General features: G+C 38.0%; 17 protein-coding genes. 3 read left to right on the plus strand and 14 right to left on the minus strand.

Going from position 1 to position 20,577, the window contains the following annotated elements; all coding sequences use genetic code 11:
* Nucleotides 1-87 precede the first annotated feature (87 nt).
* From ftsA to mraZ, 12 genes are read right to left on the minus strand one after another with little or no spacing between them, the layout of a single operon-like run.
* Nucleotides 88-1,452 carry a cell division protein FtsA gene (gene ftsA, locus B3P23_RS03570; RefSeq protein WP_045753165.1) on the minus strand — a complete coding sequence of 455 codons (1,365 nt, stop codon included), beginning with the start codon at nt 1,450-1,452 and terminating at the stop codon, nt 88-90.
* Nucleotides 1,453-1,476: 24 nt separating this feature from the next.
* The gene (locus B3P23_RS03575; protein WP_045753164.1) at nt 1,477-2,319 is read right to left on the minus strand and encodes a cell division protein FtsQ/DivIB; all 843 of its coding nucleotides are present in this window, start codon (nt 2,317-2,319) and stop codon (nt 1,477-1,479) included.
* Nucleotides 2,312-3,667: a UDP-N-acetylmuramate--L-alanine ligase gene (gene murC / locus B3P23_RS03580; RefSeq protein WP_293924546.1), complete on the minus strand. Its 1,356-nt coding sequence runs from the start codon at nt 3,665-3,667 to the stop codon at nt 2,312-2,314. The genes B3P23_RS03575 and murC overlap by 8 nt, the downstream gene beginning before the upstream one ends.
* Before the next feature lie 5 nt (nt 3,668-3,672).
* Entirely contained in the window at nt 3,673-4,776 is a 1,104-nt protein-coding gene (murG, locus tag B3P23_RS03585; RefSeq protein ID WP_045753162.1) for an undecaprenyldiphospho-muramoylpentapeptide beta-N-acetylglucosaminyltransferase, read from the minus strand.
* Between the two features lie 13 nt (nt 4,777-4,789).
* Complete coding sequence (locus tag B3P23_RS03590; RefSeq protein ID WP_045753161.1) at nt 4,790-5,998, minus strand: FtsW/RodA/SpoVE family cell cycle protein; 1,209 nt, start codon at nt 5,996-5,998, stop codon at nt 4,790-4,792.
* 34 nt (nt 5,999-6,032) lie between these two features.
* The gene (murD, locus tag B3P23_RS03595) at nt 6,033-7,406 is read right to left on the minus strand and encodes a UDP-N-acetylmuramoyl-L-alanine--D-glutamate ligase (protein WP_293924548.1); all 1,374 of its coding nucleotides are present in this window, start codon (nt 7,404-7,406) and stop codon (nt 6,033-6,035) included.
* A 5-nt stretch (nt 7,407-7,411) separates the two neighbouring features.
* Entirely contained in the window at nt 7,412-8,656 is a 1,245-nt protein-coding gene (gene mraY, locus B3P23_RS03600) for a phospho-N-acetylmuramoyl-pentapeptide-transferase (RefSeq protein ID WP_248754698.1), read from the minus strand.
* Between the two features lie 4 nt (nt 8,657-8,660).
* A complete protein-coding gene (locus tag B3P23_RS03605) occupies nt 8,661-10,118 on the minus strand; it encodes a UDP-N-acetylmuramoyl-L-alanyl-D-glutamate--2,6-diaminopimelate ligase (RefSeq protein WP_293924550.1) in 1,458 nt (485 codons plus the stop codon).
* 1 nt (nt 10,119) lies between these two features.
* Nucleotides 10,120-12,243: a penicillin-binding protein gene (locus B3P23_RS03610; protein WP_293924551.1), complete on the minus strand. Its 2,124-nt coding sequence runs from the start codon at nt 12,241-12,243 to the stop codon at nt 10,120-10,122.
* A gap of 9 nt (nt 12,244-12,252) precedes the next feature.
* Entirely contained in the window at nt 12,253-12,663 is a 411-nt protein-coding gene (locus B3P23_RS03615) for an FtsL-like putative cell division protein (protein WP_293924552.1), read from the minus strand.
* 21 nt (nt 12,664-12,684) lie between these two features.
* Complete coding sequence (gene rsmH, locus B3P23_RS03620) at nt 12,685-13,599, minus strand: 16S rRNA (cytosine(1402)-N(4))-methyltransferase RsmH (protein WP_293924553.1); 915 nt, start codon at nt 13,597-13,599, stop codon at nt 12,685-12,687.
* A complete protein-coding gene (gene mraZ, locus B3P23_RS03625; RefSeq protein ID WP_045755345.1) occupies nt 13,592-14,065 on the minus strand; it encodes a division/cell wall cluster transcriptional repressor MraZ in 474 nt (157 codons plus the stop codon). Before mraZ ends, rsmH begins: the two co-directional genes overlap by 8 nt.
* A 589-nt stretch (nt 14,066-14,654) precedes the next feature.
* On the opposite strand from mraZ, the gene aspS reads away from it, so the two are divergent.
* Both aspS and B3P23_RS03635 read left to right on the plus strand, forming a co-directional pair.
* Nucleotides 14,655-16,409 carry an aspartate--tRNA ligase gene (gene aspS / locus B3P23_RS03630; RefSeq protein ID WP_248754702.1) on the plus strand — a complete coding sequence of 585 codons (1,755 nt, stop codon included), beginning with the start codon at nt 14,655-14,657 and terminating at the stop codon, nt 16,407-16,409.
* Between the two features lie 93 nt (nt 16,410-16,502).
* Complete coding sequence (locus B3P23_RS03635) at nt 16,503-17,891, plus strand: LutB/LldF family L-lactate oxidation iron-sulfur protein (protein WP_045752739.1); 1,389 nt, start codon at nt 16,503-16,505, stop codon at nt 17,889-17,891.
* Nucleotides 17,892-18,013: 122 nt separating this feature from the next.
* Here the strand turns inward: B3P23_RS03635 and B3P23_RS03640 are convergent, their stop codons facing one another.
* Together B3P23_RS03640 and B3P23_RS03645 are read right to left on the minus strand one after the other, a co-directional pair.
* A complete protein-coding gene (locus B3P23_RS03640; RefSeq protein ID WP_248754703.1) occupies nt 18,014-18,523 on the minus strand; it encodes a hypothetical protein in 510 nt (169 codons plus the stop codon).
* A 155-nt stretch (nt 18,524-18,678) separates the two neighbouring features.
* The gene (locus B3P23_RS03645) at nt 18,679-19,578 is read right to left on the minus strand and encodes an energy transducer TonB (protein ID WP_045752737.1); all 900 of its coding nucleotides are present in this window, start codon (nt 19,576-19,578) and stop codon (nt 18,679-18,681) included.
* Between the two features lie 121 nt (nt 19,579-19,699).
* On the opposite strand from B3P23_RS03645, the gene B3P23_RS03650 reads away from it, so the two are divergent.
* The gene (locus tag B3P23_RS03650; RefSeq protein ID WP_293924556.1) at nt 19,700-20,560 is read left to right on the plus strand and encodes a hypothetical protein; all 861 of its coding nucleotides are present in this window, start codon (nt 19,700-19,702) and stop codon (nt 20,558-20,560) included.
* Nucleotides 20,561-20,577 lie beyond the last annotated feature (17 nt).

A 20,577-nucleotide genomic window follows, 5' to 3' on the forward strand; every position in this document is an offset into this window, starting at 1 on the left:
AATATTCGTAATGTAATAATAACATATTTTCAACAATTTTTTTCCACAAATGTTTAAAATGTGGAAAAAAACCTAAAGTGTTGAAAACTATTTTTTATCCAAGAAAGTGGCATCATCAATTTCATTGCCATCCTTCATTAATTTTTTAAACCACGTTAATAAACCATGCTCCTTTTGTTGCTGCTCACCGACCTCTTTAACAGACTCGACATCTTTTTTGACAACCTTAGGTGCTCTTCTTGTTTCCACTTCATCCTCGTGCGCCTGAATACCCTTCATCAACAAACCAATACTGGTTGCATACAATGGGCTTTTCAATTCTTCATACAAAGCTTTCGGCAGGACTTCATTTTTCGCGAGGTATTCATTTGGAAAACCAATACGGCAATCGATACCCGTAATGTATTCGACAAGCTGCACCAGATGTTTTAATTGTGCACCTCCACCAGTAATAACGATACCACCGATCAGTTTATTTTCATATCCTGAAGATTTGATTTCATAATACACATGTTCGATGATCTCTTCCATACGTGCTTGAATAATGTATGCAAGATTTTTTACAGAGATCTCTTTTGGCTCACGACCCTTTAAGCCGGGAACACAAATCACCTCATTTTCCTTATTTTCATCAGCCAATGCCGATCCAAATCGTGTTTTTAATAATTCAGCTTGACTTCTCAATACAGAACAACCTTGACGAATATCTTCCGTCACTATATTTCCCCCCAACGGAATTACAGCAGTATGACGAATGATTCCCTCATGGAAAATAGCTACATCCGTAGTACCTCCACCAATATCAACTAAAACAACACCAGCATTTTTTTCGTCATCATCCAATACAGCTTCAGATGATGCCAAAGGTTCAAGAATCAATTCTGAAACTTCCAAATTTGAATTATCAATACATCTTTTGATATTTCGGATATCCGTAACACGACCCGAAATAATATGAAAATTCGCTTCGATACGACGACCAGCCATACCAATAGGCTCCCGAATACCCGGCTCATTATCAATAGTAAATTCTTGTGGCAACACGTGGATAATTTCTTCTCCAGGAGGCAACACCAATTTATACATATCTGAAATAAGACGTTCAATATCTCTTCTTGTCACTTCATCATCGCTATCAGTCTTGGTAAAAATACCACGATGTTGAATACTTTTAATATGTTGACCAGCAATACCAACATTCACCACCTTGATATCCACATTCGATTGATTTTCGGCTATTTCCACCGCCTCAAGAATGCTGCTCACCGTTTTTTGAATGTTAGCAACTACGCCTCGGCTTACTCCTGCCGAGTCTGCTTTACCAACTCCTAAAAGTTCTATTTTATTTCCGCCGCTCCGTCTTCCCACGGTAACGCAAATCTTGGTTGTACCAATATCGAGACCCACAATAATTGGGTTCTCTCTTTCGATTTCTGCTGATTTTGGGTTCATAATATTCTGTATTGATGCTGTATACTATAATGTGTTATTCTTTATTTTCTTCTCTGGATGATGCAAATCATCAAATGTCCAAACACCACGCTTTTCACAAATGATTTGACCTGCATATTTTACATTTACTTTATTGTAAGCATCAACCCCAACTTTAGGGATGATTTCTTTATAAAATGTTCTTAACAAACTAAATTTTTGTTCCAACGAATCCGCAGTGCCTATAATAAGCTGCTGATTGCCGACACGCGGAACCAATTCAATATCTCTATCATTATTGACAAATACCTGAACAACCTGATTGCTCCATAATTCATCATTTTCAATAAACTGCGTCACGCGAAACAGATCTTTCACTAAAGAAGTGTTGACCGAATCCAAGGGATTTTTATATCCTTCTTCAATATTACCCGTCGCAATCATTACATGTGGCACATACTTTAAAGTAGTCGGTACCTTCAATCCATTTAAGTCGATATAATATTCTCGACCATTTTTATTAATGACACGCATCACCACCTCACGTTGTGCAATATTAATGGCCATGATACCATCCATATCCAAATGCACACTTGCCTTAGATACGTAAGGCAATTTTTTCAATGTTTTTTCAATTTTTTCTAAAGGAATATCAAGTAATCGCTTCCCGATAATATTTCCATAATTTTTGCTAATAAGTGCCGAAATATCACCCTGGTCTATAAAAGCTTCCTTTCCCTCTATAAAAATATTCACCTCACGACAGACCTGTTGCTCATCCTTACGGTTGACCAATGACATCACAATGATTACAGCTATCACTCCAAGAAAAAAGAGTGATAAATATAAGACGCGATTCCATCGTATGTTGTGTAAATATTTAAGCATTTACTAAAATTTCCTTCAATGGTTTTACTAACTTATCAATATCCCCTGCACCGACCGTGACCAACAATTCCAGTTTTTCGTTTTGAGCAATTTCCAATACCTGTTGTGGCGTAACAACAGCTTTTTCTGGCGCTGTAATCTTACTCAACAACCAAGACGAATTTACACCTTCAATAGGCAATTCGCGTGCAGGATAGATCTCCATCAACAGCAAACGATCGGCCATAGATAGCACTTCTGCAAATCCATCTATAAAATCACGTGTTCTGGTGAAGAGATGTGGCTGAAATACAACTGTTAACTTTTTATTCGGATATAATTTTCGCATAGAACTCAAAAAAGCACGCAATTCCTCCGGATGATGTGCATAATCATCTACATAAATAGCAGACGGAGTTCTTACGATATATTCGAAACGCCTTTTAACGCCCTTAAAATTAGCTAAGGCCAATTTTATTTTATCATCTGCAATACCCAAAATACGAGCAGCAGTTATTGCCGCCACAGCATTTTCGACATTATGCGTGCCAGGTATGCCCAAATGAATATGCTCAATCTTTGAATCTGCTGAAATATAATCAAAGTAAAACTCGCCATCTCGAACATGTACATTGGAAGCATATACATCTGCCACATCATGTCCAGAATATGCGATTTGACTGTCAAAAGGTAATCCCTTCTTCACAATACGCGTGCCGCCCTCAACAACTCGATCCAAATACATTTGGAAAGTCGCCAACAGTTGACCCGCATCACCATAAATATCCAGATGATCAGCATCAGCTGAAGTCACAATTGCAATATTAGGATGTAAGGTCAAAAATGAACGATCATATTCATCAGCTTCGACTACGACAACATCATTATTACCATATAACACGTTTGTATCGTAATTAGAACTGATTCCACCTAAAAAAGCAGAACAGTCAAAACCACTATCTTTTAAAATATGAGCGACCATCGTTGAAGTCGTAGTTTTACCATGTGTACCAGCCACACCAATTGTAAACCGACTTTCACTAATAATCCCTAAGACTTCAGACCTTTTATGTAAAGTATGGCCTACTTGCTCTAAATAATGTTTAATCTTCGAATCTTTTGGTATAGCAGGTGTAAAAATGATTAATGTAGCATCATCTGGAGCATTGAAAATCGGATCTATAGTATCGATTTCATCAACATATGAAATAGCAATACCTTCAGACACCAATGTTTTAGTCAATTCAGTCTCCGTACGATCATATCCTTTTACCACACATCCTAAATGAGCAAAATAACGAGCAAGCCCACTCATTCCAATTCCACCGATCCCAATAAGATACACCTGTTTGATTGCGTCAATTTTCATTATTTCTACCTTTTATTTGCCAATTTTATAACTTCTTTCGCGATGACAACATCCGCATCAAGAAGCGCTAATTTCTTTATATTTCGAGCCAAAATATGTGACTCAGACTCCTTATTTAATAAAGCGATTGCTGTATCAAACAGAGTTGCTTTCGCCTCATTATCCTTTACCAATACTGCCGCTTGTTTATGTACCAATGCCATTGCATTTTTTGTTTGGTGATCTTCCGCGACATTTGGCGAAGGAACCAACACCACTGGTTTGCCTACCACACACAATTCTGAAATGGTACCAGCACCTGCCCTAGCAATTATGATATCAGCAGCAGCATAAGCATAGTCCATTCGCTGTAAGAAAGCAAGCATATGGATGCGACCAGAAAGTTTATCTTTCAGCTCTTGACTCAGCTGATCAAAATAATAACTTCCACATTGCCATATTACCTGAATATTAGCGTGGTCCAATTTCTCCAAAGACGCCATGACACTTTCATTTAAAGTACGGGCCCCTAAGCTACCACCCGTCACTAAAATCGTCTTTTTATTAGCATCTAATCCAAAAAAAGCCAAAGCTTCCTCACGCTTACCTTCAATCTCAATAGAAGCACGACGAATAGGATTACCTGTTAACAATAATTTCTCTTCTGGAAAGAATTGTTCCATCCCTTCATAAGCAACACAAATCTTAGCAGCCTTATTTCCCAATCGCTTATTAGTCACCCCGGCATAAGAATTTTGTTCTTGCACCAGAGTCGGTATACCCAAGCGGTTGGCCACCATCAATAAAGGTCCAGAAGCAAAACCCCCAACACCAACAGCCACATCAGGTTTAAACTCACGGACAATTTTACGAGCCTTGTTCATGCTTTTAAAAAGCTTGAATGGTAAAAAAATATTTTTCCAAAACTCTTTTCTATTGATCCCTTGAATATCTAGTCCCACGATTTGATATCCCGCAGCCGGTACTTTTTCCATTTCCATACGACCATTAGCTCCAACGAAAAGAATTTCGTTTTGAGGATCCAATGCTTTTAGTGCATTAGCAATTGCCACTGCTGGAAAAATATGTCCACCAGTACCACCTCCACTTATGATCACACGTATAGCCATTTCTTATTTATTTTTACGCAGAAATTGTACCCACGACCACTCTTTTCTCTTTCGGTCGCTCATCCAATTCCTGTTTACCTTTTAATTCTTCAATATTTCTACTTACACTCAAGATAATACCCAGAGCGATACTTGTAAATAAAATAGACGTTCCACCCATACTTACTAATGGAAGCGGAACCCCGGTTACCGGACCCAAGCCCACGGCCACAGCCATATTGGCAAATGCCTGAATGGTCAAACTAAATCCCAGTCCAGCCGCCAAAAAAGCACCGAATGCTTTTGGACTTAATGTGACTATACGAATACAGCGATACATTAAAGCCAAATAAAGAAAAATCAAGACCACTCCCCCAATCGTTCCATACTCCTCAATGATGATGGCAAATATAAAATCGGAATACGGGTGCGGCAATACATTTCTCTGAATACTATTACCAGGCCCCTTACCAAATACACCACCTGTTGCAATTGCTATCTTTGCATTATTAGCTTGATAGTTTTTATCATCTTGAAATGAAACAGGCATTCCCTCCTGTTTTTCTTTTTCAACCCCGATAAAAGATTTAACACGACTGTAATATGTTGCACGTCTAGGACCTACCGAAACGACGATAATGCCTAACAATACGACTCCTGCAGATACAATAGCAATTTGCTTAAAGCTGATACGTCCAATCAAAAGCAGGAGCACACATACCCCAAACAGCATAATTGCCGTAGACATATTTGCCCATGCAATTAAAACAAACACACCACAAACAGCTCCCATTATTGGAATAAAAGACTTTTTAACATCTTTAATTTCCTCTTGCTTTCTTGATAGCATACGAGCCAAAAACGTGATCAGCGCCAACTTCGCCAAATCCGAAGTTTGAAAAGTCTGATTGATCACCGGTATGGTAACCCACCGACTTGCATCGTTCACTTTACTTCCAAAGATCAAAGTATACAATAACAATGGAATTGTAATCGCCATTAATAATTTGGAAATGCCCGCATAATAACGATAATCCAGTTTATGGGATAAATACATCAACACAAAACCAACAGCAATTAAAGAGAAGTGCTTGAACAAATACAATTCTGTCCCCTTTCCTTCTTTATATGCCAGCGTACCTACAGAACTGTAGACGGCTAACAAAGACCAGCCCGAGAGTAGGATCACAATAATCCATATCCATCGGTCGCCTTTTAATTTAGAAAGTAGATGCTCTACCATAATTAATCACTTTAGATTTAAAAACCTATACCCACTACAACTCCATCACTGCAGCTTTAAATTTATCACCGCGATCTTCGTAATTTTTAAACCAATCAAAACTTGCACAAGCTGGAGACAACAATACCGTATCTCCCTTTTGAGCCAAATGAGAGGCCAATTGCACAGCATCTTTCATCGAAGAACTGTTTACGATCAATTCTGTATCCTCCTCAAAAGCCTCGTGTATAGCTGTATTATCATTTCCGATACACACAATAGCACGTACTTTAGATTTCACTAAATCACGTAACATTTCATAATCATTACCTTTATCGACACCACCTAACATTAAAATAATAGGTGTTGATACACTTTCCAGCGCATACCATACCGAATTGACATTGGTAGCCTTAGAATCGTTGATATAATTAACCCCACCGATACAAGCCACCTGCTCCAAGCGATGTGCAATATTCACATAAGAGCCCATACTTTCCTTCATAGCTTGATTTCTCAACTCTTGAACCTTAGCAATTAGGCCAGAAGCCATATTGTTGTACACATTGTGTTTCCCTGTCAAAGACAACTCTTCCGTTCTCATAGTAAATGTATCGCTATTAGGTATGTTAATTATAATATCTTTAATTGAAGTCAAATAAGCTCCAAATTCCACTTTTTGTTCCTGTGTAAAAGGCAAGTGTATCGCTGGAGTTGAATGTCTCTTCAAACCTTCCATTGTTTGTGGATCATCAAGACAATAGATGAAATAATCATCTTTTGTTTGATTTTGAATCATTCTAAATTTAGAATCCACATAATTCTCCACTTTATAATCATAGCGATCCAAATGATCAGCTGTAATATTCAAAATCACGGCAATATCAGCTCTAAATTGGTACATATCATCCAACATAAAACTTGAAATCTCGAGCACATAAACATCAAATTGTTCACGTGCCACCTGTAAAGCAAAGCTTTTACCAATATTCCCTGCCAGACCTACGTGCTTACCAGCATGTTTCAGCATTTCATAAGTCAACATCGTAGTAGTCGATTTACCATTAGAACCTGTGATACAGATCAACTTTGCATCTGTATATTGTGCTGCAAATTCAATTTCCGCAATCACTGGGATATCTCTGGACTTCAATGCAACAACTAAAGGAGCATGTTCAGGAATACCAGGACTTTTCACCACTAGATCCGCTTGTAAGATCCGCTCTTCACTGTGTAATCCTTCTTCATAAGCGATTTGCTCTTCCTCCAACTGGGTTTTATAATGTTCAGCAATTGTTCCTTTATCAGAAACAAAAACATCAAATCCCCTCTGTTTAGCCAAGATAGCAGTACCGACACCACTTTCACCTGCACCAAGTACGATCAATTTTCCTGACTGTGGATAATATGTTGATGAAATGTTAGCCATGCTGATTATCTAATTTTTAAAGTTACAATGGTCAAAATGGCCAAAATAATACCGACAATTACAAAACGTGTTACAATTTTAGCCTCATGATACCCCTTCTTTTGAAAGTGATGGTGCAAAGGAGACATTAAAAAGATTCGTCTACCCTCCCCATATTTTTTCTTGGTGTATTTGAAATAAGAAACCTGTAAAATAACAGAAACCAATTCCAAAAGAAAGACACCGCACAAAATCGGGATCAATAGCTCCTTGCGGATCAATATGGCAAAAGCCGCGATAATACCTCCTATCGCCAAACTACCTGTATCACCCATAAATACTTGAGCAGGATACGTATTGTACCATAAAAAGCCAACACAAGCTCCAACAAAAGCGCCAGCAAAAATAACCAGTTCACCCGAATTTGGAATATACATGATATTCAAATAGTCCGAGAAAATAACGTTACCAGACACATACGCCAATATGGCCAAAGTAACACCAATAATAGCAGAAGTACCTGTCGCCAAACCGTCGATACCATCTGTAATATTTGCACCATTAGAAACTGCAGTTACAATAAATACCACAACAACCAAGAATACAATAAAGGTTAAGACATTGCTATTAAGTCCAAAAACCTTGAAAACTTTAGCGTAATCAAACTCATTATTTTTATAAAAAGGGATATTTGTTTTAGAAGACTTCACATTTTCTGCATAAGTCTTCTCACCAGTTCCCTGATTGATCACAACTTCAACAGGTTTAGTTGAAGTAGGTGACGCTACATTTTGACGAACCACAATCTCGGGATGAAAATACATCGTACAAGCAATGAAAATACCCAGACCAGTCTGCCCAATCACTTTAAAACGTCCAGCCAAACCCTCCTTATTGTGACGAAAAACTTTAATATAATCATCCAAAAATCCAACAGCTCCCATCCATAGTGTGGAAACAATCATAATGATGACATAAATATTAGTCAACTTCGCAAATAACAAAGTCGGAATTAAAATTCCGGCAATGATGATCAAGCCACCCATTGTTGGTGTACCCTGCTTCTTTTTCTCCCCCTCTAGTCCTAAATCACGAATGGTCTCACCTACCTGCTTATTCTGAAGCACCTGAATCAGCTTTCCTCCAAAAACGGTTGTGATGACCAGTGAAGTGATCACAGCCATCGATGTTCTAAAAGAAATATACTGAAACAAACCAGCTCCTGGAATGTGCATGTATTCGTTTAACCATGTGAATAAATGGTACAACATATTCTTATACTTCGTTAAATGTTAATTCTAAAATTTCTTTATCATCAAAATGGTGACGTACACCATTTACCTCTTGATATTTCTCATGTCCCTTTCCCGCCACGACAATGATATCTCCTGGTTTTGCCAATTGATATGCAACTCGAATTGCCTCTTTGCGATCAGCAATAGAAAGAACTTTACTTTTTTGTTCAGCAGCAACACCCGCTTCCATTTCTTTAATGATGGTAAGCGGATCTTCCGTTCTCGGATTGTCAGATGTAATAATCAAACGATCACTATAACGCAATGCAGCTTGTGACATTTCTGGACGCTTAGTTTTATCACGATCTCCACCACATCCCAATACAGTAATGATATGTTGACTTTGATTACGTAACTTTTCAATCGTCTGCAAGACATTCTCCACAGCATCAGGAGTGTGTGCGTAATCCACAATTCCAAAAACACCATTTGCTGCCTTCAAAGTCTCAAATCTACCCTCAGCACCAGTCAGTACACTCATAGCTGTCAATACACGAACAGTCTCTTGCTCCAACAAAATTGCTGCACCATACACTGCCAATAGATTGTAGGCATTGAATCCTCCGACCAATTTCACCCACACATCATGTCCGTCGATATTCATCAACATACCATCGAAATGACTCTCGACTATACGCGCACTAAAATCAGCTCCTGAATGGAGTCCATAACTTTTTTTATGAGCAAATGTATTTTGCAACATGACCTGACCATTACGATCATCTTCATTGGTCAACGCAAACGCAGCCGTATCTAAATCATCAAAAAACTTCTTCTTTGCCTTAATATAGCTACTAAATGTTTTGTGAAAGTCAAGATGATCATGTGTGATATTCGTAAAAATAGCACCCGTGAATTTCAAACCTGCTATTCGCTGCTGCACAACAGCATGCGAACTCACTTCCATAAAACAATAATCGCAGCCTTCCTCAATCATCTCACTCAATAAGTGATTCAATTGAATAGGATCTGGAGTCGTATGTGTCGCAGGAATAACCCGTTCCCCAATTTGATTCTGTACTGTCGACAAAAGTCCCACATGATATCCCAATTCCGTAAACAGCTGGAATAATAAAGTCGCGACAGTTGTTTTACCATTCGTACCTGTTACACCGACCAACTTCATTTTCTTTGATGGATTATCATAGAAGTTGGCAGCCACTATACCCAATGCAAGAGCAGAATCCGCTACAACAATATAGACAACAGAGTCCAATGTCTCCACAGGCAACTCCTCTACAATAACTGCTCTAGCTCCAAAAGCAATCGCTTTATCAATAAATAAATGTCCATCCGTATGAACGCCTCTAACAGCAATAAACAAACTTCCGAATACAACCTGACGAGAATCAAAGCAAAGCGATACTACCTCAACATCTAGTTGACCCACTACCTCCTGTACAGGAATAGCATGTAATATTGATTTTAAATTCTTCATTCTACTTCAGTTCTATTGTTACAGCTGTACCAATTGGTAACTTTTGATTTGCAATCAAAGATTGCCTGATCACCTTTCCTTTTCCAATCACGCTTGTTTTAAATCCAGAATTCTCCAGGGCAAACAATGCGTCAATCAATCCCATTCCCATAACATTTGGCACTACACCTTCTTTTATTTGATATTCCACAAAAGGAACTCCAAGTGTTGAACTTGTTGAATCATTCTGTGCAATTGAATTCCAATTCATAATTTTTAAACCCAGCTGCTCATACACTTTTTGCGTCGCTTCACGCGAACCTTTTAAGGTTAACGCCCTGGTGTTTAATGCCGAAGTGTTCAATTTTTTCTTATTAAAAGCACTATGCATATTCAAATCATTCGCATACACCATATCAGCCAACTCTTTAAAAACTGGCCCCGCTGTTGACGCTCCGTAATAGCCATTTCTAGGATTTCGAATCACTACAATAATGGAATACTTTGGATCCTCAGCAGGAAAATAACCTGCAAATGAAGATTGGTATTTCCGGTTACGATATCCCATCGCTCCGTCAGCCATTTGTGCAGTTCCGGTTTTGCCACCCGAAGTATACAATGGATTTCTTAGGCTCTTCCCTGTTCCATCTTTCATTGTCCCTTCAAGCATTCCCCTAATTTGACCTAAAGCTTTATCAGAAGCAATCTTCTCATTAATAACACGAGCTTCAAATTTTTCAACCGTATTACCCAGATGTCTGATCTCCTTAACAAATAATGGGGAAATCATCTTACCGTTATTAGCCACTGCATTATATAATGTCAACATCTGCAGCGGCGTCAACTTCAACTCATAGCCATATGCCATTTGTACAAGAGACAATCCACTCCAGCTTTTACTCTTTGGAGTTTTTATTAGAGGCGCTCCCTCTCCTGTTATTTGCAATCCCAACTTACGATCCAAGCCAAAAGCATGTAGTTTAGCCGTAAATTTAGCTGGATTATCCTTGTAATGCTCGTATATCAACTTCGTAATCCCTACGTTAGACGATTGCTCAAAAGCCTCTTGCGCACTCATCACAGACTTTTTTGGAGCATGTGAATCTTTAATCGTGTGACGATAGATAGGCCAATTACCATTTCCAACATTTACATGAGTACTTGAATCAATCACACCGTCATCAATAGCAGCAAGATAAGAAGCCAATTTAAACGTCGAACCTGGTTCAGCACTTTGTGCAATCGCAATATTCATCTTTTCACGATAGACACCATCTTTGTCTTTCGTAAAATTGGCCACCGCACGAACCTCTCCAGTCTTTACCTCCATCATCACCACACAGCCCTCATCAGCATTACTCGCTATCATCTGCTTTTCCAAGGCTCTTTGTGCCATATCTTGCATATTGATATCAATCGTCGAAATAATATCTGCACCATCAACAGGAGCCACTTCAATATCACGGTTTACTGGAATCCATACACCACCCGCAATACGCTGCATCAAACGTTTACCGCTTTTACCGTCAATATATTCACCATACGCACCTTCCAACCCGACATGAATATTCTCCTTAACATTCTTATATCCTATTGTACGAGCCGCCAAATTGACAAATGGAAGAATACGTTTATTCTGACGTTCTGTAATCAAACCTCCAGGATAACGCTCTTTCCCCACACGCACCGATTTAAACAAAGGGTAATTTTTAAGCACCTTTAAATCTTGATGCGAGACTGCTCGCTTAATCAAAACATAACGTTGCTTTTTATTTCTAGCCTGTTTCAATAATGTCAAATACTGTCTGGAAGATTTATCTTTAAAAAATCCAGACAATTTAATTGCTAAAGAATCGACCTTTAAATTGAAATAATCGTTTTCTTCCTCAGGAATAGCCATTGCATCGAATCGCAATTCATATTCAGGAACCGAAGTTGCCAATAAACTGCCATCATTGGAATAAATATTACCCCGAGCAGCTTCAACTTCACGCTCTTGAATAGACAAACTATCCGACAGTGCGCGCCATTTATCTCCATCGACATATTGTAAATGAAAAAGCTTCGCAAATACAGCAAACGCCACAAGGACGATTAAACCGAATGCGATATAAACACGAAATAGAATGGTAGTTCTGATATTCATAAACGTCTCCTATTTCTTTTGTTCTTTTACAATTTCAATCTTGATTGGTGGCTCCACCCGCTCTTTCAGACCTAAAGAGTCGACACGCTTCGCAATCTCCGTTTGAGTAGACATCTTCATGAGCTCTGCCGAGAGCGATTTATGATCCCAGCTCAACTCTTTAACCTCTTTACCCAACTTATCGATATTACGAATCGTACGTTCTGCAAAATGCCTATTTGTAATATAAAGCAACATCAATAAAGTAACAAAACCAATAAAAGGCAAGTAATTCACAATGGAGTAATTCGACAAATTACCAGCAGTAAGTAAAGTCCTAAGAAACTTTTGCGTTTCCTCAGCTTTTTCCTCAACCGCTTCTTGTAGTTCCTCTTGAACTTCTTCGCTTAACCCCTGCTGTTTTATTGTATTTTTACCCATATCGATACTTCGATTAAAGCATTAAGCTATATCCAACTTTTCAGCAATACGCAGTTTCGCACTGCGCGATCTATTATTATCAACCAATTCTTGATCGTCAGCAGTAATTGCCTTACGACTGATCACATGAAATGGCTTAATTTCATTTCCAAAAAAATCTTTCTCTACATCACCCCTAAACTTACCTTTAGCCAAGAAATTCTTGACCAAACGATCCTCTAAAGAATGATAAGACATCACGACCAAACGACCTTCCGCCTTCAAAACATCTACCGTTTGTAGCAAAAACTCTTGCAAAGCTTCCAATTCCTTATTAACCTCAATACGCAAAGCTTGAAAAACTTGCGCATGGTATTTATGCTCTTTACCCCTAGGAACCATCTTCTTGATAACCTCTTTCAATTCAGCTACCGTATTGATAGGCGCTATCAAGCGAGCAGTCACAATTGTTTTAGCCAAAGTTTTGGCATTCACAATTTCTCCGTACATACCAAAAATACGATGAAGTTCCTCCTCCGAATAAGTTGACAACACCTTACGGGCATCAACATCCGAAATCTGATCCATTCGCATATCCAAGTCTGCATCAAAACGTATAGAGAAACCACGATCAGCAGCATCAAACTGATGAGATGAAACACCCAAATCAGCCAAAATACCATCCACCTGTTTCACACCATTCAGACGAAGATTATTTTTTAAAAAACGAAAATTTTGATGAATCAACGTAAACCTCGAATCATCAATCACATTATTCAACGCATCTGGATCTTGATCAAAAGCAAACAACCTGCCTTCAGGCCCCAAGTGTTTCAAAATCTCCCTCGAGTGTCCTCCTCCACCAAAAGTAACATCCACGTAAATACCATTTGGCTTAATAGCCAAAGCATCCATGCATTCTTTCAACATTACTGGTACGTGGTAAACATTATCCATTCGCTAATCCTCCTAAATCAAAACCTCCCATAACCTGTTCAGCCAAAGCAGAGAAATCCTCTCCCAAATCACCATTCATAAAATCATCATACCCATCTTTGGACCAAACTTCAATTTTATTAACCTGACAAGCCAAAACAACTTCTCCTGTGATACCCGAATAATCCAACAAACCCTTCGGCAATAAAACACGACCCGCAGCATCCAAACTCAACTCCGTTGCTCCCCTTGTAAAACTTCGAATAAACATTCTGTTTTTCTCAACGTACTGATTCAACTGAGCCAAGCGTGCCGTTATCGCATTCCATTCCTCGCGCGTATAGATCACCAAATGTTTTTCAAATCCACGATTGATTACAAGTCCCTCACGCTCAACATCAGGCAATTGCCTTTTGAGCGCAGCAGGCAACACCATTCTTCCTTTGGTGTCTAACTTGCATTCATATTCGCCAATTAAAAAACTCATTTTGTACACATTGGTTTCAAATTCAATGTAAAAGTATACACTTTCACCCACTTTTACCCACTTTTACCCACAAAAAAGTTTTCCACATAGTGGAAGCGCTACATTTAATTGACCAAAGCTTGACATAATAGCAAACAAAAAGCTATATATCAGCGGTTAAATTAGGTTTTTGAACCGATTTTCAAAATGGTTCAACACGAAATAAATCACGAGTTTAGGGTTGCTTTTTTTCTTCAAACAGGAAGATAAATACGCTAAAAAACAAATTTTTTACAAAAATATGATCAAATAGGGGAGAAAGTGGGGCGTCCACCCATCAAAAAAAGTAAGTATAAATGAAGATTAAATTTCTGGATTTATGACCAAAATTGGATCTCTAAAAAGAGCTAAAATCGGCGAATATTTTGAGCAAGAATTTCAAAATTTGACCATGGGTCATCCAAAACTAATTCACATTTAAAAATTAATCGATAAGTCCATTCAAAGCGAATCCAAAAATGAGCATTCGCTTTTCTTTTAATAAAACAAAATTGCCATTCGTTATTCTCCCTAAAAACAGATAATTTTGTACAAAATTAAAATTAAGCGTATGCATAGAACAAACACGTGCGGAGAATTAACAATAGCTGACTTAGGTAAAACAGTTACACTAAGCGGTTGGGTTCAAAAATCTCGCGATTTAGGCGGAATGACTTTCATAGATGTAAGAGATCGCTATGGCATTACACAATTAACTTTTAATTCGGATGACGATGATTCTTTACGCGCTAGTGCACGTGAATTAGGTCGTGAATATGTGATTAAAGTAACTGGAACAGTAATTGAACGTTCTAGTAAAAATCTAAAAATTCCAACTGGAGAAATTGAAATCAAAGTTTCTTCTTTAGAAATATTAAATTCGGCAAATACGCCACCATTTACCATTGAAGATGAAACGGACGGTGGCGAAGATATCAGAATGAAATTCAGATATTTAGATTTACGCCGCAATCCTGTTCGTGAAAACTTAATATTACGTCACAAAACAGCACAGGAAGTGCGTCGTTTTCTAGACGAGCAAAATTTTATCGAAGTAGAAACTCCAGTATTAATCAAATCTACGCCCGAAGGTGCACGCGATTTTGTTGTTCCCTCACGTATGAATGCCGGAGAATTTTATGCATTACCACAATCACCCCAAACCTTCAAACAACTATTGATGGTATCCGGTTTCGACCGTTATTTTCAAATTGTAAAATGTTTCCGTGATGAGGATTTACGTGCAGATCGTCAACCCGAATTTACGCAGATTGACTGTGAAATGTCTTTTGTTGAACAAGAAGATGTATTGAATATATTTGAAGGTCTAGCAAAGCATATCTTCAAAAAAATCAAGAATATTGAATTGGGAGAAGTACCGCGTATGACGTACGCTGATGCGATGCGCTTATACGGATCCGACAAACCAGATATTCGTTTCGGAATGCAATTCGTAGAATTAAATGAAGTAGCTAAAGATAAAGGATTCCCGGTATTTGATGCAGCAGAATTAGTTGTTGGTATCAATGTTGAAGGTTGTGCGCATTACACCCGTAAACAATTAGATGCGTTGACCGATTTTGTAAAACGTCCTCAAGTAGGTGCCACAGGCCTTGTCTATGCACGCTATAATGAAGATGGTACAGTAAAATCTTCTGTAGATAAATTCTACACGCCAGAGCAATTATTGGACTTCGCAAAATTATTTAATGCTAAGCCTGGCGATTTATTTTTAATCATGGCTGGCCCAACAGATAAAGTACGTAAACAATTAAATGAACTTCGTCTCGAAGTAGCCAATCAATTAGGGCTACGTGACAAGAACAAGTTTGCCCCTCTTTGGGTGTTAGACTTTCCTTTATTAGAATGGGATGAAGAATCTGAACGTTACCATGCGATGCACCACCCTTTTACTTCTCCAAAACCTGAAGATATCGCATTATTGGATACAAACCCAGGTGAGGTAAGAGCAAACGCATACGATTTTGTCCTTAATGGTACTGAAGTCGGCGGAGGTTCCATCCGTATTCATGATCGTGAATTACAATCGCTCATGTTCAAACACTTAGGATTCACTCCAGAAGAAGCCCAAAAACAATTTGGCTTTTTAATGGAAGCATTCACCTATGGAGCTCCTCCACACGGCGGATTGGCATTTGGTTTTGACCGCTTAGTAGCGTTATTAGCAGGAATAGATTCCATTCGTGATGTCATCGCCTTCCCTAAAAACAATTCAGGAAGAGATGTGATGATCGATGCCCCTTCCACTATCCACCAAGATCAACTGGATGAACTAAGCTTAAATTTGAATTTAAAAGTTAAATAATTCGATCGCATCATGCGATAAATAATTTATAAGCGTTATCTTTAAAAGTTGGTAATTTATTACCAACTTTTTTTGTAAAATTAAAAGAATTAGATGTCAGTAAGCTCTGCAGATAAATTTTTAAAAGAAAGTGCGACAAAATCTTTCGACAGTAAACATCGCGATATTATCAATTATAATATCGACAAGTATACGCTTGCTTTTGAAAAAGGCAAGAGTAAATTTGTGGATCTGGAGAACTCGCGTTTAGAAGCCAATCTAACAAAATGGAGAGCTATTGAAAACTTAGATCAATATCTATTAGAATTCGAAAGCAAATTTATAGCACGAGGCGGTAAAGTAATTTGGGCGAATGATGCTGCTGAGGCACGTCAAGAAATCTGGAAGATCATGGAACGGAATAACGCCAAGAGCGTTATCAAATCCAAATCTATGGCCACAGAAGAAATAGAGCTCAACCATTTTTTGGAAAATAAGGGAATCGAAGCATTAGAAAGTGACTTAGGCGAGTTTATTATCCAGTTATTAGATCAAAAACCGTATCACATCGTAACACCTGCGATGCATCTAAGCCTCGCAGATATCGCTCAGTTATTCAACGAGCGATTTGGCACACCCCTAGAAGCGACTGCTGAAGAGTTGACGATGAAAGCCCGTGAATTATTGCGTGAAAAATATAAAACTGCAGATATCGGCATTTCAGGAGCCAACTTTTTAATAGCTGACACCGGCAGCATTGCCATTACTGAAAATGAAGGAAATGCACGTTTAACCACAGCCTTCCCAAAAATTCATATTGCTGTCGTAGGTATTGAAAAAATCCTCCCATCGATCAATGACCTTGATCTATTTTGGCCATTACTTGCTACTCACGGAACAGGTCAAAATCTGACTGTTTACAATACATTACTCAGCGGACCAAGACAAGCCTACGAGTCTGATGGACCCGAAGAGATGTATGTCGTTTTATTAGATAATGGCCGCACCAACCTATTGGCTCAAAAAGAACAGCGCCAAGGACTTTATTGCATCCGCTGTGGAGCTTGCCTGAATGTTTGTCCTATTTATCAAAATATTGGAGGACATACTTATGAAACCACCTATCAAGGCCCCATTGGTTCCTTGATATCCCCGCACCTAAGTGGAATGAAAGAGTTCAAGCACTTAAGCTATGCCTCATCGCTCTGCGGTAAATGTACAGAAGTATGCCCTGTTGGCATAGATATTCAGCGCATGCTTTTGTTAAACAGAAGAGATGCTGTGGCAGAAGACCTAGCACCCTCAATGGAGAAAAAGGCCTGGAAAGGATTTACCTATCTCATACAAAGAAGAAAATTGATCGATTTATTCGGAGGAAAGATCAAAAACTTCTTTCTTGGAAAATTTTTCAAAAAGACTTGGGGTAGTAATCGACAATTGCCCAAACTCGCAGATAAATCATTTTCCAAACAGTGGAAAGAGCAACAAAAAAACAAAGATTAATGCAACTTTTGTCGATTCATGACATTGATACGAAGATTTAATCAAAAAAAGATGGTCCGCTCTCACAAGCGGACCACCAAAAGACCAAAAACTAAAATTAAAACTAAAACCTAAAAAACACGTTAACTATTTTTCAAAGACACTTCCTTACTCACTTCTATATTATTTTTACCATCTTTATGATTTCTATCGTTGCGATCACGACGCATTGGGCGATCATCTGATCTACGCATACGATGTTGTTTACGATTCTCAGCAAAAGATTCTTTATACAGTTTTTGTTGGTCAGGACTCAAATTTTTCATCAACTTTTCACGTTGAGCCATACGTTCTTTTTTCATACGCTCCATGGATTCCTTGCGATCCGCGGCGTGCATTTTATCTTTTTTAGCTTGATCCAATTGCAGAGCATAAATTTCCTTGCGCTGTTTATCCGTAAATTTTAATTTTTGATCCATACGATCAGTGCGCAACTGTGCAATTTCTTCTGCGGATTTTTTATCTAACTTAAATTCCTTTTTAGCAAAACGACGACCATCTCGGTTTACGCCCTCTTTAACATTTGATTTTTCTTGTGCAAAACCAGCAAACATAATTCCTGACAGCAACAAACTTAACACTAGCTTTTTCATGATATTTTTCCTTTTAGTACGATAAACATTTATTTCAGTCTGTTTCATTTTTAATATATGATTTTACAGACATTTGTTAAGTAAGATGCCAAAACCACATTAAAGTTTAAATCACCCACTGTTAAATAAAGTTAAACTATCAAGAGCGATCCAATTTATTGTGAGATTGTATTCAAACGAATAGGCAATGTATAAGCAACACGGACCGGACGGCCATTTTGAATTCCAGGTTTCCACTTTTTTGCTTTGCCGAGCAATTCTACAGCAGCCTTTCCTGTTCCATGGGAAACATCACGTTTGATATTGATATCCGTCAACGTACCGTCCTTTTCTACAACAAATGAAACTTCCACTACACCGTTCACCCCCTGTTGCAATGCCGATTCAGGATATTGATAATTTTCACCTACCCATTTCATAAAAGCCTTAATCCCACCTTGCGGTTGAGGCTGTATTTCTATCGCTTCAAAATCAACTATCGCATCTGAATTTCCATGTATGGCACCCTCTTTATTAGTACCAGTAATACCACCATCACGTTTTACAGTGCCAAACTCCCCTCGAGCAACAGAAGTGCCATTTGCGTTGGCTTTCAAACTCATCCGTCCAGCCAATTTATGCGTTTTATTAAGCTCGTCTTGCGTCACAACATCTTCAGTCACCATTTGTTTAGGAGCCACTTTAGGCTCAACAAAGCGGACCACTTCCTGCTTAGGTAAATCCAGAGCAACCTGTTGTGGCGCTTTTTCTTGAACAGGAATTGGTTCCTCAACTTTCTCTGGCTCTTGATGTTTCTTTTCCAATTCCTCTAGTACTGACATATCATATTCATTGATGTACTGAGCAACAGGAAGCTCAGCCTTTTTAAAATACCGATTATAGATCCCATTACTACCAACACCAATCGTAACCACAGCTAGGACAATCACTATAGACCAGTTGGTCGCTTTAGTAGATAAATTACGCAATTCAAAAGCGCCATAAGATTGGTTACGTCCTGCAAAAACAACCTCTAACCATTCTCTTTTGTAAATATTCAATTTGGAGTTCAGCATAGCTTTAAAAATTAAGTTTATATTTTAAACTATGATGCACAACAATTAAAATTCCACAAAAATGAAAATTTAATTTTCACAAAATTTACCGTATTTTAAAAAAACAGATAACAAGAAAAATATGATAATAAGAATGAGAACATCCTTTAATACAGTATTTTTAATAGGTATAATCGCCTTAATATTAATAAGTTGCACACAAGAAAAACCAAAACAAATCAAGCAAGAAAAAAAACAAAGCAATCTCAAAATAGATACTAATCAAGCTTTCATAACTTTTGCTTTTCTCAATGAAAATAAAGATTCTTTAGTTAGTTTGCCCGTCGAAGATGAAAAAATAAAACCAGAACTAGCGACGCATGCGATTATTGAAAATAAGGTCATTCCCATTATTTTTTCGAATACAAAACTAGAAAGTCAAACATCCAATGGAAGACAAACAAGTCATAATTTCGCAAATAATGGCGGTTCATTTTTCACATTTAAAGAGCCCGTAAAACAAGGAGATTTTGCATTATTAGTCAATCAGGACTTTATTGATCACAACAAAGTCATGCCTTTCATCGAGAAAGACAAAAAGACCGATGAACCGACAATATCCATATTATCAAAAAAATATAATCGAAAAATAGCAAAAAGTGCTACCATCGCTGAACTAGAGGATCAATCACAAATCATCTTAACATTATTTGAGGTTAAAAACGATTCAGCACTTGCTGTACTATCTTATCTACATCATGATCAGTTAATCACATTAGATTTTCCAGCGAAATATGATGAGATGAGTACTTGGCGCGTAGATGATGGTGGCATATTTGACTTCGAAAATCTGCAGGTATTATCTGTTTTTCAATCTGATAAATCCATCAAAATAGCAACGGTATTTTGGGGAGCCGAAGGATACAACCTCAATTTGTACGAATCAACAGACGGAGTTTTTAAAAGTATCGCAGAGGCATATGGTTACAGTGCTCCATTATAAAACAGAAAAGACAAGTT

Origin of the sequence: Sphingobacterium sp. UBA6320 (assembly GCF_002440335.1) — a bacterium.
Lineage (GTDB): Bacteria > Bacteroidota > Bacteroidia > Sphingobacteriales > Sphingobacteriaceae > Sphingobacterium.

Bases quoted from the DNA above. Each gene is read 5' to 3' on its own strand.
- ftsA (WP_045753165.1), bottom strand. From the start codon at position 1,452: ATGAACCCAAAATCAGCAGAAATCGAAAGAGAGAACCCAATTATTGTG.
- B3P23_RS03575 (WP_045753164.1), bottom strand. From the start codon at position 2,319: ATGCTTAAATATTTACACAACATACGATGGAATCGCGTCTTATATTTA.
- murC (WP_293924546.1), bottom strand. From the start codon at position 3,667: ATGAAAATTGACGCAATCAAACAGGTGTATCTTATTGGGATCGGTGGA.
- murG (WP_045753162.1), bottom strand. From the start codon at position 4,776: ATGGCTATACGTGTGATCATAAGTGGAGGTGGTACTGGTGGACATATT.
- B3P23_RS03590 (WP_045753161.1), bottom strand. From the start codon at position 5,998: ATGGTAGAGCATCTACTTTCTAAATTAAAAGGCGACCGATGGATATGG.
- murD (WP_293924548.1), bottom strand. From the start codon at position 7,406: ATGGCTAACATTTCATCAACATATTATCCACAGTCAGGAAAATTGATC.
- mraY (WP_248754698.1), bottom strand. From the start codon at position 8,656: ATGTTGTACCATTTATTCACATGGTTAAACGAATACATGCACATTCCA.
- B3P23_RS03605 (WP_293924550.1), bottom strand. From the start codon at position 10,118: ATGAAGAATTTAAAATCAATATTACATGCTATTCCTGTACAGGAGGTA.
- B3P23_RS03610 (WP_293924551.1), bottom strand. From the start codon at position 12,243: ATGAATATCAGAACTACCATTCTATTTCGTGTTTATATCGCATTCGGT.
- B3P23_RS03615 (WP_293924552.1), bottom strand. From the start codon at position 12,663: ATGGGTAAAAATACAATAAAACAGCAGGGGTTAAGCGAAGAAGTTCAA.
- rsmH (WP_293924553.1), bottom strand. From the start codon at position 13,599: ATGGATAATGTTTACCACGTACCAGTAATGTTGAAAGAATGCATGGAT.
- mraZ (WP_045755345.1), bottom strand. From the start codon at position 14,065: ATGAGTTTTTTAATTGGCGAATATGAATGCAAGTTAGACACCAAAGGA.
- aspS (WP_248754702.1), top strand. From the start codon at position 14,655: ATGCATAGAACAAACACGTGCGGAGAATTAACAATAGCTGACTTAGGT.
- B3P23_RS03635 (WP_045752739.1), top strand. From the start codon at position 16,503: ATGTCAGTAAGCTCTGCAGATAAATTTTTAAAAGAAAGTGCGACAAAA.
- B3P23_RS03640 (WP_248754703.1), bottom strand. From the start codon at position 18,523: ATGAAAAAGCTAGTGTTAAGTTTGTTGCTGTCAGGAATTATGTTTGCT.
- B3P23_RS03645 (WP_045752737.1), bottom strand. From the start codon at position 19,578: ATGCTGAACTCCAAATTGAATATTTACAAAAGAGAATGGTTAGAGGTT.
- B3P23_RS03650 (WP_293924556.1), top strand. From the start codon at position 19,700: ATGATAATAAGAATGAGAACATCCTTTAATACAGTATTTTTAATAGGT.